The sequence below is a fragment of the Psychrobacter sp. PP-21 genome (assembly GCF_033790785.1).
Lineage (GTDB): Bacteria > Pseudomonadota > Gammaproteobacteria > Pseudomonadales > Moraxellaceae > Psychrobacter.
Window position 1 is genome coordinate 15,909 of sequence record NZ_JAMYEB010000014.1, and the last position, 13,257, is coordinate 29,165.

Below are 13,257 nucleotides of genomic sequence, written 5' to 3' on the forward strand. Positions count from 1 at the left end.
TCTGGACGGCTTTTTTATTTTTGAACGTATTAATAACTTATCTTATCATTTACCTTACTAGCTTTTTACAGGCTGGTTTAAGCTAGGCAGGTAGTTTGATTTTGTCTTTTAACAAGAACTCCATCAATGCTTTTTGCGCATGTAGACGGTTTTCGGCCTCATCCCAGACGACAGAGCGCGGATCGTTTAGCATGTCATGTGAAATCTCTTCGCCGCGATGGGCGGGCAAGCAATGCATAAACACCACTTCAGGGTCGGCTTTGTCCAATAGAGACGGCGTCACTTGATAAGGAGCGAAACGACGTGCACGGGTGTTTTGTTCTGACTCTTGTCCCATACTTGCCCATACATCGGTGACAATGAGGTTAGAGTCTTTTGCCGCGTCTTGGACGTTTTCTACCAAGCTCACACAGTGTGAGAAACGCTCCATAAGCTTTGGATCAGGCTCAAATCCATAAGGCGCTGCCACGCGCAGCTCAAAACCAAACTGGTTAGCCGCTTGCATGAATGATGAGCACATATTGTTGCCATCACCGACCCACGTGACGATTTTGTTTTCGATACTGCCGCGATGTTCATAATACGTCTGCATATCAGCGAGCAATTGACAAGGATGGTAGTCATCGGTCAATGCATTGATAATAGGTACGCTTGAATATTCAGCAAAGGTTTCTACTTTTTCGTGACCAAAGGTACGAATCATAATGATATCAACCATGCTAGAAATCACGCGAGCGGAGTCTTCTAGTGGCTCGCCGCGACCGAGCTGAGTATCATTGGGTGATAAAAATATAGCGTTACCGCCAAATTGCCCCATACCCGTTTCAAAAGAAATACGGGTGCGGGTAGAAGATTTTTCAAAGATCATGCCAAGCGTACGACCAACGAAAGGCTGATATATCTCGCCGGCATGTTGCATCTTACGCAATTCGCTTGCACGTTTGATCAGGTTTTCTAGTTCTTGTTTGGTTAAATCAGATAAAGTTAAAAAATGGCGCAAACTCATAGTAATCCTAGCAGTCGATCGCAGTCAGTGAAACGTCATCAGTGTTCAATAGTATCGCATCAGGGCGTATACTGGGTTGACAACAAACTTTTAGTATAGCGTATTTACTTTCAATGTAAACGTGCAATTTTACCAAGATTAAATAGCCTGCAAGCTAGACTAAAAATGATTCGGTAAGCCAAAAAAATGATCAAACTCAAACATGTTCTGATCATTATGCCTGTATACGATTCGGGCGTATGCTTAGGCGGCATAGCAGCTCATAGCTAATCGTACCAGCATGTCCCGCGACCTCATCGACACGTGGCGTATCGCCCCAGAGGGTAACGGTACTGTCCAAAGCCAGACTTTCTGGTGTTTTGCTGATGTCTACGACAATCATATCCATCGCTACACGCCCAACTACAGGACAGCGGTAGCTCTGATTGCTATTGGCATCGATGACTGTGACATAAGCGTCGTCATTGACCACACGTGGATAGCCGTCCCCGTAACCGACGCTAACGAGTGCCGTTCGGGTGTCTTGCTGCGCTTGCCAGCGGCTGCCATAGCCGATAGCATCATTGGCGCTGACGGTTTGCAGTGCCATAATTTGCGCACTGAAATCCATCGCTGGCTGTAAATTTAATACCTGCGCGCTCTTATCTGTCACAGGCGAGCTACCATATAAGATAATGCCTGGACGGACCCAATCATAGTGGTGCTCTGAGAAGTTGACGATGCCAGCAGAATTGCACAATGAGCCTTGGATATCTGGACTAATGGTGTCTTTTAGAGTCGCTAGCACGCTTGAGAAACGCTCAATTTGCATGGCATTTAATGGATGGTCATGGTCATCAGCGTTGGCAAAATGCGTGGCCAGTATCAGCTGATATCCTGCCTCATATAGACGCTTTGCTGCAGACAGTACGCCCTCAGCATTAAAACCTAGGCGATTCATACCCGTATTGTATTTGAGCCAAACCACGTTGGTTGCACTATTGGCTGGCGGGACATTTCGTAGTGCCCATTCCAACTGTAGCCCGTGGTGAATCACGCAGCTAATATCATGCTCAATCGCTTGCTGCCATTCATCAGCGCTAAAGGCGCCTTCTACGAGACCGATTGTTTTGTTCCAGCCTAGCTGTCTGACTTCTAGTGCTTCAGTCAAAGTTGCTACCCCAACGCCATCCGCTTGCTGTAGTGCTGGTAAGACAGCCGCTACACCATGACCATACGCGTTGGATTTGACCATGGCCAATACTTTGGACTGCGGTGCTCGCTTTTTTACTTCACTCAGGTTATGAGTGATGGCTTTTGGTTTTATAGTGATGGTGCGCATAATCGTCTTCTTTGTAAGTAGAATTATGAAGTGATAAAGCCAGTGCGGCATCAATTCGGCTGATGCGGCACTGGCCATGTTGTTGAACACTAGATATTAAACACTAAATATTAAACACTATTTGTTAGACTGCAATTGAGCCTTAATCTTCACAAGGCTTAGTATTATCAATCCGATATTTATAAGACTGGTTACTCGTCATTCTCAAAGCTAACGCCTTGATAGTACTCTGGCGTTAGATTGATAAAGCGCGTGAATTGCCCTTCAAAGCCCAAGCGAATAGTACCAATAGGGCCGTTACGCTGTTTACCAATGATGATTTCAGCCACACCTTTGTGGTCTGAGTTTTCATTATAAACCTCATCACGGTAGATGAACATAATCAAATCGGCATCCTGCTCAATCGCTCCAGATTCACGTAGATCCGACATGATAGGTCGCTTGTTCGGACGATTCTCTAGACTGCGGTTAAGCTGCGATAGTGCAATCACTGGGCACTCAAGCTCACGTGCGAGTGCCTTTAGACTACGAGAAATCTCAGAAATCTCGCCCACACGGTTACCATCTAGACTAGGCACTTTCATGAGCTGCAGGTAATCGACCACGATCGCACCCAAACGACCGTCATGGTTTTTGGCGATACGTCGGCAGCGAGAGCGCATCTCAGACGGTGGCAGGGCAGTACTGTCATCAATGTATAAGTGCTTTGATTGCAAATGCTGAATGGCATTCATCATCTTTGCCCATTCATCTTCATTCATTTGCCCAGAGCGCAAGTGCGTCTGGTTAATCGCGCCCCACGAGGACAGCAAACGCATCACGATAGATTCGGCAGGCATCTCCATCGAAAACACCACAACGGGCAAATCTTCATTAAACAAAATCCCTTCTGCCAAGTTCATCGCAAAAGTGGTTTTACCCATAGACGGACGCGCCGCGACAATAATTAGATCGCCCGCTTGCAAACCTTGTGTTTTGTTATTCAGCTCAGCAAATGGTGTCTGCAACCCAATCATGCCGTCAGGGTTAGATTTTAGCTCTTGAATCTTATCAATGACATTAGTAAGTACAGAGGTAATGCCAACAGGGCCACGTTGTTCAGCGCGCTTATTATGCTGCTCATTAATACTAAATATCTTGCCCTCGACATTGTCCAAGATATCACTGACGCTTTGGTCTTTTGGATTATAGGCCAGGGTCAGCATGTCATTACCCGTAGTAATCAGCTGACGCAGGGTCGATAGCTCACGCACACGCTGAGCGTAAGCGGTCAAGTTGAACAACGTCGCCGGACTTTGGCTCAAAATATCGGCCAAGTAGCTATCACCACCTGCGCCTTTGAGTAGCTTTTGCGCCTCTAACCAGTCGTGTACCATAACGGTATCGTAAGGCTCATTCACGGCTGCCAGATGGGCAACGGCATCAAAGATATATTGATGTCGCCCCGCATAAAAGTCATCTTTGGTGACGATATCGGCAATCTTGTCATACGCCTCTTCGATACTCATCAAAGACGCGAGCAATGCCTTTTCAATATCGATATTGTGCGGCGGTGTCTGATTCAGTAAGTCGTCGGTTTTATCGTTTTCTGCCATGAGTGCCTAATGAGTCAAAATGGGTATAAAAAGGATGTCGGTGAGCGTGCAAAACAGGCACAGTATTTCTCTACGTTGGAAATACCAAAACATGGTTTTAGATTTGCCTGCAAATGCTACAATCAGAAGCGAAAGTTTAACACATAATGTGGTTTTTTAGGCTGGGTAAGCAACTAAATCTATAGTTGTTATTATGCGTAAAGTAAGAAGTGATACACAGTACTTAGACGTAAAAACTGAAAGCATTTACGATAAATATAATAAAATCAAAAATTTATGGAAAATAAAGTTATGGCTATGACAGCAGAAAAACGACCATTATTAATCACGACTGGTGAGCCTGCGGGTATTGGCATGGATGTCGTATTGAGTTTGGCGGCAGAGGGCAAGCTACAAGATTTTGATCGCCCTATGTGGGTGACCGCCGATGCAAGCGCGATGCAAGTACGAGCAGATGAGCTTATTGCTGCTGGCGCGATTAATAAGGCTCCTGTTTGGCAAACCATTGATGTCAATGCAAATGATGTTGATATGAACGCGCTCAAGCAAATACCACAGCAGGATATAGATGCTGATAGTGCTTTTGTCATTCTTAACATTCCTTGTGCAGTATCAGTTGTGGGCGGACAAATCAATATTGCCAATTCAGCAATGGTGGCTAGGCAGTTAGATATTGCTCATCAGCTAGCAGTAAATGAAACAGTCGCCGCTATCATCACAGGTCCCTTGCAAAAATCAGCGCTCATAGATGCAGATATCAAGCTATTGGATGGCACTATGTTTAGTGGTCATACTGAGTTTTTTATGCAGCAAAGTGGTTGTGACAAAGTGGTCATGATGCTTGCCAATCAAGCCATGAAAGTGGCGCTTGTCACTACGCATCTGGCACTAAAAGATATACCCGCTGCCATCACGGCAGATAATGTGCGCCAAACGGTACAAATCGTCATCGATGATATGAGAGAGAAATTCGGTCTTGCGCAGCCTCGTATATTGGTATGCGGTCTTAATCCACATGCAGGCGAGGGTGGACATTTGGGAAGTGAAGAGATTGATATTATCAATCCAGTCTTACGAGAGTTTATCGATGCAGGTGTCAATATATCAGAGGCAATGCCCGCGGATACTCTATTCACGTCTAGGCATCTCGCCAATTGCGATGCGGTCATCGCTATGTATCATGACCAAGGACTACCTGTACTCAAATCGCACGGTTTTGGCGATACGGTTAATCTAACCTTAGGATTGCCTTATATTCGCACCTCTGTCGATCATGGCACGGCGCTAGATTTGGCAGGACGGGGCGGGGCGAGTGCGACAAGTTTATACCAAGCATTAAACATGGCTAATGAGATGGCGAATAAGTCGCTTACTAGCTGATACCTCCCTTATAATGCATTGCCTTATAGGTATTTCTCACGTAGTACTGGATACTCTCAGTGTGAGCAATGCCTATTTATGAATAATCAAATACGACCTAATATGAGTGGTTCCATTATACAGTCTGTTTTAAGTGGTCTGTTAATGCATTTAAAGGGGTAGATAATTGGTTCCTTTGGGGTTATAGTTTCTAGACAAAATGATCTTAGATGTTTGGGCGGTGATAGTGGTGGTCCTTGGTTTGCTTATGGTAACGCTTATGGTATTCATAAAGGGTGAAGACATCCACAGAAGGATGATCCATCTACTACTATAGATGATAGAAAAGTTTGTCTAGGTGCCATTTACACACCTATTGCGCGTATAAACGACATGGACTTAACCCTTTATTATGGATATTAAACAATGAAACATGCTATTCCATTATGTATTTTATTTTCTTTATCGATAATAGGATGTCAAAGCCCTGTTAAAGAATCTAATGAACTAGCTGGAAATTCAACGAACGATGCTATAAGCACAAATAAAGCTACTGTAGATGCTAAGTCTGCTTTCATATTACCTACGTATGGATCAAGTGATCCGTTACCTGTCGGTAGTGTTGTGACGGAATATGGAGCTCGCAATGAGGGTCGACTTACTATAAAAGACGGCTGCGTCAATTTGACCTATCCTAAGGAGTATTATACGGAATCCACAGCGCCAGACGATTATGCCAGTATGCCTATTTTCCCTGGTGGATCGAAATTCATTGAAGGCGGACAGGCAATTGAGGTAAACGGTAAAATTTATCGGGATGGAGACTATGTAGAAATGGGTGGACGAGGAACAGTGAGAGAGTTTTGGACATCTTTTTCACCCGATATGCCTTACACTCCTATACCAAAGCATTGCACAGCTGATGAATACTGGGAGGTTGGTGGTACGGGTTTGTATATTATGGATTAGTTATAATTCTTATATAAATATATCATCTCGTTCTGCAAAAGCAAAAGCAGCCATTAAATATTGAATTATTTAGTGGCTGCTTTTGCTTAAATGTGAGCCTTTCTTAAAAAGTGTGTAACTGCTCAGAAAACCACTACAATCATTCAGATAGCTCGAACCATAGCTAACACGGGCTTACAGATAAGTATTCAAGTCCTCACTAGGGAACCGCACATTCTGCGCATAAAGGTGCATTATGGTAAATGGTTCGAGAACAAAAGCCGCCATGTTAGTTGTGCTACATTTTAGATGGCTTGTAGATAAAATATCTCAAAAACACGCCCTAATTATGAGCTGTGGTATAATTTATCACTATAATACCAGCACATTGCTGCCATAGCCTATTTCTCCTTTATACATTAAGACTCTTTTATGTCCAATTCTACATTTGATGCGCAATCTATCTCTAACAGCTTAAAGGCTGCCAAACACCAACCGCGTAAGCGCTTTGGTCAAAACTTCTTGCATGATACCAGCGTGATTCGCGAAATCGTTGAAAGCATTCGTCTAGAGCGTGACGACAATTTGATCGAAATTGGACCAGGTATGGGCGCACTGACTGAGCCTTTGCTAGCAGAAGTGGATGCGATGACAGTGGTAGAGCTGGATCGCGACTTGGCAGACAGCTTGCGTATTCGGATTGGGGCTAACAGTCACCCAAACTTTGAGATCATCAAAGACAATGCCATGCATGTGGATTACCGTGAGCTGTACAGCGAGGTGCGCGGCAAGCTGCGCGTAGTAGGTAACTTGCCCTATAACATCTCGACACCTATCTTATTTCACTTGCTCAGCTATGCTGACGTGATCCAAGACATGCACTTTATGCTACAAAAAGAAGTGGTCGAGCGTATCACAGCAGACGTGGGCAGCAAAACCTATGGCCGCTTATCGGTCATCATGCAGTATCACTGCGATACCGATTATTTGTTAACAGTACCGCGTGGTGCATTTAACCCACCGCCAAAAGTCACCAGTGCAGTATTTCGACTAACGCCGCATATCAATAAACCCGTAGTAGCAGAGGACGAAGAGCATTTTGCGATTGTGGTACGTGAGACCTTTAACCATCGCCGCAAAACCCTACGGGCTATCTTTAAAAAATCGACCTTGCTCCCAACACTGAGTGAAGGCGATTTTGACGCTTGTGGTATTGATCCGCAGGCGCGTCCTGAGACCTTGAGCGTTACAGATTTTGTGAACCTAAGCAATCAGGCACGCAACTTAGAGGTTTAAGTGGTAGAGGGTTGAGTTTTAAAGATTTAAGTTAATAGACTGCTAATTATCATCACATAAAGATCATAGAGGTATTATGAGTTTTCGCCATCAGTATGTCATCGGTGATTTGCAAGGTTGCTATGCGGCTTATCTACAGTTGCTTGAGACGCTAGATTTTGATCCTGATCAAGACAAGCTTTGGTTTGCGGGTGATTTGGTGGCGCGCGGCGAGGATTCATTAAATACATTACGCGATGTGAAGGCGCTATGTGAGCAGGGTGCTGCAGCTACTGTATTAGGTAATCATGATCTTAATTTGATAGCTGTTTGGCGTGGTGCGGCGAAGCTCAAAAGCAAGGACAAAACAGCACCGATCTTTGCCGCTGATGACTGTGATGAATTGCTTGAATGGTTGCGTCGGCAGCCGTTGTTGGCTTATCCAGATAAGCATACCGTGCTAGTACATGCCGGTATCCCGCCGCATTGGACTGTTGAGGCGACAGCAGGATATGCCAAGCAGCTAGAAGCACAACTACAAGGCAGCCTAAAGCAGCTGGATCGATTACTCCCCAATCTTTATAGCAAACAAGCGGATGAGTGGCATGCAGGTATTAATGGTTTCACCAAGATGCGTGCAATCGCCAATTACCTTACTCGTATGCGACTGTGTAAGCAAGATGGGATGCTTGAATTTGAGTTTAACGCTGGACTAGATGAGCCGATGCCAAAAGACTTTTTGCCGTGGTTTGAGTGGCAAGTACCGCGCACGCGTAAGATACTATTTGGTCATTGGGCGGCGCTAAAAGGTGAGATTGATTTGCCACATGCACGCGCGCTTGATGGCGGCTGCGTTTGGGGTAATTATCTATTAGCTTATAGACTGGGTGATGGACAGGTTCTTACTTCAGGTGCAGGGTGCTAAAGCTAGTACCGAGGGCTATAAACATCTTGATATATAAGGCTAGGTAAGTGATGTGTTTTAAGCGGTCCATTAATACGTTTAAAGGGCTAAATAGCTGGCTCTTTTGGTGTGTGCCCTAAAGGCATTCATTTTGAAATTCGTGATATTTAGAAGAAAATTTATGCAACTCACTTTTGGATTCTTCGTTTAAAAAATCATACAAGTCATTATTCAAGACATCGTATGCGCACATAAAAGCACTTTTGTTTTTTTGAGTATAGTCTTGCATCATGTCTATACAAGAAAATGAATTGAGTACATTAAATAGAATACTAGTGTTGTGAGGGGTATATTCCAAAGCTTTTTGGAAATAAATAAGTCCAGAGTAGTTTTCTTTATCTTCAGAAAGATATGGAGCAAGCTCTATGGTTATTCCTTTGAGGTTTAAAGCCTCAGCTATTTCGCTATCTGTTGAATTACTATCAGTAATTACTTCATTTAAGATCTCAAGAGCCAGCTCTGGTTCATCGTTTTGGTAAAAAATATCTGCTTGGGTCAGTCTTTTTTCTATACTAGTCATTAGTTTTTTATCCATTCATCTTTGGTTATACGGTCAGCAACTCAACACCTATATCCACACTGATTAGATACCGATAGCTCTTTGAATAAATATACGACTTTGAAAATGGGTTTAGAGAAAGAATAGGGATGAGTCCCAAAAAGGCAGCAGCCTAAGATACTTTAGTGAAGTCTCTATCGTACATGAGTAACAGCATCTGTCTTGAGACAAACAATACACTGATTCCATTACTCGCTTATAGCAGATTTTACTTATTCTTGAACACGCCACATGGCATGCCTAGGGTCAGGCCTCTAAGCTTGTCTGGTCACAGATACTGATTGGTTGACAAAATCCATGGCTCCGAACGCCGTTAGGAACGCGATGCTAGACGCGTCGGAACCAACACCAATGCGGACCATCGTATCGGCTTCTGCCATACCGGTTGGATCAATGAGATGCCAGCTCCCTCCGAGATAGACCTCCGCCACGGCATGAAAGTCCTGTGGCGTCACATCGGGCGCATAAACGCTCGCGAACCTAGCTGGTATCGACGACGCGCGCGCTAGTGTCACAAGAACATGCGCAAAGTCGCGGCACACGCCCTGACGCTGAACAAAGCTGTCAAGCGCGGTGGTCTGAGCGTGGCTTGATCCTGGCACATAGCTAAACGCCGACTCGATCCAATCGCGCATCGCCGCAATCCGTGCACCGCCAGCGAGATTGCCAAATTCGGCATCCACAAAGGCTTGGAACTGATCTGATGGGCAATATCGAGATGGCATCAAATGTCTGATCGTCTCTCCGGGCAAAAGATGGAGAGGCACTTGGGGCAGTACCGATATGTCCAAGGCAGGACGGTCAACGGCAATTTCTGCGAGGTAAGTACAGCTAAAATCTCCTTCTGCGCGAATCCAGATCCGCTCTCCTATGCCATCATCGGCGGAGACCCGTGAAAAATGTGCAACGTCTGATGTCCAAATCTCAGTCGAACGCACCTGTTGATCGACAAGATCGGCAGCTTCGATCTGAAGCAAAAGGTCCATCGGCTCGGATAGACGATAATGAAGTTTGACGTCAAGTTTCAGGATCATGTTTGAACTCACTAAGGATGTTGGTTTGGTGGACTAAGGACAGTGTGGGATTTCTAATAGATACGAGGCGAGGCCTAAGCTGCGCAGGTCTATTGAAACCAAAATATTTTGAGATGAACTGTTTTGCATATCAGAGATTTGCGTACTTAAATTAGGCAGCAATGCCTAACAGAGTTGAATTATCATAGTACCTTTTTTAATCTCAAAAGGTAAGATATAACCATAGCACTATGCAGACGGGCTTTATTAAACCTGAGACGCGTCAAAAATTGATTAATTATGGACTTAGCGTTGCAAAGCGAGCGCTATATTCGAAGTGTCACTTAATCAAAGGCTGCCAGCTCGGCCCCGTACGTCCCATGCCACTGCTATTTTTGGGCTTGTTTGTGTCTACTAGTGCTTGACTCAATACTGCCATAGTGTTCATAACGAACGTTATGAACACTATGGTTTTAAAACCAGCTATTTACCAAGTATCTAGCCATCGAAGCTGCCCCTCTAATTGGGCAGTTTCGGTGGTTTTTTCGGTTTTGGCAAAGGGGTTTTGGCATCGCCAGTCGGCTTATCATCAGGATCAGTATGATATTCTTCATCGAGGTTATCGCTATTGACGACACTTATTGTTTTGGTCGTCTTATCATACTGAATATCATCGGTATAAGGAACATTGTTCAGCTCTTCATCAGTCAAACCATCATCTAGATCCACGACTTTTTTTGGAGAGTTGTGAGGCTGAGTGTGATCACCTTCTGGTTGACTGTCGTAATATATGTCTGTACTTGTCTTTGAGTTTTGAGCTTCATTTTGCTTAGACTCAGGCAGTATTCTGACATCAGATAATCGGCGAACCACATAATTGCTTGGTATCGCCTTTCCGTTCTTTTGTGCTGAGGTATCGTCAAATATCATGTGCCCTTGACTATCGATACGTGGATAGTCCATCGGCTTATCACGTGGCCAAAAGAAGTCAGAAGGGTGGCTAATGATGTGACCGAACACCAGTTTGGTAAGGCGACTCCACTCAAAAAACCGCACTTCTTTAGAGCGTAGGGCAACAAACAGTGCCAGTGAAAAGCTGACTATGAGGTTGACCATACCGATGAGGGCTACGCCAAGTACAGAAATTAAAATGAGACTCCAGTTTATTTCATCAGCAGATATATTGAAAAGTCCATGTGCCAAGTTGGCCGAGGCAAAAGCAATATGGCGAATATCAATAGGTAAGCCAAAGATATAGCCGATGGTTGCTGTACTACCTAAGAATACGCCGAATAAAAAGTTGCCCATAATAGCGCCTAGATTGGCTTCTATAAAGCCGCCCAAACGCTTGAGCCATGATTGAGGCAATATATATTTTAAGAACCTATGACGCTGTATACGTGCACCCACATGGTTATACACTGCTAGATTGTCATAGTATCCTGCAATGAGACCAGATAAGAACAGATAAACACCAGCGATGGCAGCGTGAGGGAGCGCTAACGAGCGAAACGGGTCTAGATCGTGTAGTAAATGACCAGCTTTTTCTGAATCAATCATTGGTGCGCCTGTATACTGTAACCAGGCAAAGGAAATAATAAGCGCCACAGGCACAGCCAACATCACGTTACCCATGATAGCAACGAACTGAGTCCGCAAAATATCAACGACCAGTTCTGATAGCTTGGTTAGCTGATGAGATTTTTTTCCAGAGCCTTCAGATATCGTAGAGGCGATAGCAGCAGCCGTCATAGCGGGCTGTTTTGTCGCTACTGTGCCACGAATGATATGGATAAATACAAAACCCAAACCATAAATCATGCTGTTGATAAATGCTCGTCCCATAGGGGCGAGTGCTAAATGGTAAGCCAATATCTTGATGGTGGCCATAAATGCAATGAAAAAGCCACCAATAGAGGCTTTTTTGAACATTTTTTGATAGCCAGATTTGTCGGTACTGATGTAATGCTCACCCACACGGCTAGCGTTCTCGGTGACCTTGCGTGAGAGTAACTTGGTGTTATTATCAATCAAATAGCCAATACTATAGCGCTGTCTGGCAGTGGTGATTAGCGTCTGTATCAACTCGATGACGGCGCGATCTCGTCTTTGGTGATCGTCTGTGACGAGCTCTGTCAAAATACGCATGCGCTGTAAGCTTTGGTCCAAACGCAGCATCATATTGGTCAGGCGAATGGAGATACCTGTCTTGTAGATACGTTTGCGGATAGTGGCAACAATATCTTCACATTGCTCAATCATGACTAACAATGGCGCCGGATCAACTGCATGTTCAGGGGTTATGTCGGTTAAAGTGTCGAGCTCATGTGCTTGTCTGTATTGATTGACAAAGAGTACGGCTTCTTGGTTTTGAGCCACAAAAGAAGCAGAGTAGTTGAGCATTTGCGGGTAGGAGTCCATCAAATCAGGGTGCAAGCCAAGTCCACTAATACGATAAGACAAAATAATGATCGCGTTTAAAATACTGTTTTTTGCCGTGGCGACCAAATCTAGGTGCTTTTCTTCTACTCTGATAAGCTCTACCAGTTCATCCCATTTATCTGCCTCAATATTGGCAAGCCAGCGCTCATCAGTACGCTTGTCGAATAGATAACCAATCAATTCTACGACAGAGTCATCTTGAGGTAGTATTGGCAAAAAACGATGACCAACCAATCGTCTTAAGCTATTAAAGAATCCTTGATCTGACATGATGCCAGTATCGGTATACAGTGCGATTTGACGGTATTGGATAATCAGTTTTAGCACAAAGCTAGAGAGACCATCGCCGTATTCTGGATGCTGATGCAAGATATCAATAAGGGCTTGGATATTTTCGTTCGCTAAAGCCGGTTCTTTATCACTGACTCGCAGTTCATCGATTAAGCGTTTGAGCACCGCAGCATCAGGTACATCACTTAGGGCAGTAATCTGTTGTAAAATGCGTTTTAATTCTGACACGTCGCACCCTTTATTGTAGTTGTTTCTATCACTTTTATTATTTGATACTTTGACACTATGCATCACATAATGAGTAGCAATGGCTTTATTAGATTTAGGAGATTTTAATTTTGCGTAGCGACACCTTGTCTTGCGTTATTTTAATCGTAACGGCGCATCGATAGTGAATTATTTTGTTAGGATTTATTTTGACAAAAAAAAGGACAGTAACGAGACTGTCCTTTTTATCAAAGAATTATAAAGTATTCAAGATGAC

At 44.1% G+C, this 13,257-nt stretch carries 10 protein-coding genes; 4 read left to right on the plus strand and 6 right to left on the minus strand.

Features of this window, described 5'->3' with window-relative positions; all coding sequences use genetic code 11:
• Positions 1 to 82: 82 nt before the first annotated feature.
• The 3 genes from argF to dnaB form a co-directional block, all read right to left on the minus strand.
• Positions 83 to 1,006 carry an ornithine carbamoyltransferase gene (gene argF, locus NJD71_RS10615; RefSeq protein WP_057760398.1) on the minus strand — a complete coding sequence of 308 codons (924 nt, stop codon included), beginning with the start codon at positions 1,004 to 1,006 and terminating at the stop codon, positions 83 to 85.
• A gap of 214 nt (positions 1,007 to 1,220) precedes the next feature.
• Positions 1,221 to 2,327: an alanine racemase gene (gene alr, locus NJD71_RS10620; RefSeq protein ID WP_319051942.1), complete on the minus strand. Its 1,107-nt coding sequence runs from the start codon at positions 2,325 to 2,327 to the stop codon at positions 1,221 to 1,223.
• A gap of 191 nt (positions 2,328 to 2,518) precedes the next feature.
• Positions 2,519 to 3,922: a replicative DNA helicase gene (dnaB, locus tag NJD71_RS10625; RefSeq protein WP_319051943.1), complete on the minus strand. Its 1,404-nt coding sequence runs from the start codon at positions 3,920 to 3,922 to the stop codon at positions 2,519 to 2,521.
• A gap of 297 nt (positions 3,923 to 4,219) precedes the next feature.
• Between dnaB and pdxA the strand changes: the two genes are divergently transcribed.
• The 4 genes from pdxA (at position 4,220) to NJD71_RS10645 (ending at position 8,429) form a co-directional block, all read left to right on the plus strand.
• Positions 4,220 to 5,302 (plus strand): 4-hydroxythreonine-4-phosphate dehydrogenase PdxA, encoded by a 1,083-nt coding sequence (gene pdxA / locus NJD71_RS10630; RefSeq protein ID WP_319051981.1) that lies wholly within the window; start codon positions 4,220 to 4,222, stop codon positions 5,300 to 5,302.
• Between the two features lie 405 nt (positions 5,303 to 5,707).
• Positions 5,708 to 6,250 (plus strand): hypothetical protein, encoded by a 543-nt coding sequence (locus NJD71_RS10635; protein ID WP_319051944.1) that lies wholly within the window; start codon positions 5,708 to 5,710, stop codon positions 6,248 to 6,250.
• A 411-nt stretch (positions 6,251 to 6,661) separates the two neighbouring features.
• Complete coding sequence (rsmA, locus tag NJD71_RS10640) at positions 6,662 to 7,525, plus strand: 16S rRNA (adenine(1518)-N(6)/adenine(1519)-N(6))-dimethyltransferase RsmA (RefSeq protein ID WP_319051945.1); 864 nt, start codon at positions 6,662 to 6,664, stop codon at positions 7,523 to 7,525.
• A 76-nt stretch (positions 7,526 to 7,601) separates the two neighbouring features.
• Positions 7,602 to 8,429 (plus strand): symmetrical bis(5'-nucleosyl)-tetraphosphatase, encoded by an 828-nt coding sequence (locus NJD71_RS10645; protein WP_319051946.1) that lies wholly within the window; start codon positions 7,602 to 7,604, stop codon positions 8,427 to 8,429.
• 115 nt (positions 8,430 to 8,544) lie between these two features.
• Here the strand turns inward: NJD71_RS10645 and NJD71_RS10650 are convergent, their stop codons facing one another.
• The 3 genes from NJD71_RS10650 to NJD71_RS10660 form a co-directional block, all read right to left on the minus strand.
• Positions 8,545 to 8,988: a hypothetical protein gene (locus NJD71_RS10650; RefSeq protein ID WP_319051947.1), complete on the minus strand. Its 444-nt coding sequence runs from the start codon at positions 8,986 to 8,988 to the stop codon at positions 8,545 to 8,547.
• Between the two features lie 293 nt (positions 8,989 to 9,281).
• Complete coding sequence (locus tag NJD71_RS10655; RefSeq protein ID WP_319051948.1) at positions 9,282 to 10,061, minus strand: transglutaminase-like domain-containing protein; 780 nt, start codon at positions 10,059 to 10,061, stop codon at positions 9,282 to 9,284.
• Between the two features lie 498 nt (positions 10,062 to 10,559).
• Entirely contained in the window at positions 10,560 to 13,001 is a 2,442-nt protein-coding gene (locus tag NJD71_RS10660; protein WP_319051949.1) for a site-specific recombinase, read from the minus strand.
• Between the last annotated feature and the right edge of the window lie 256 nt (positions 13,002 to 13,257).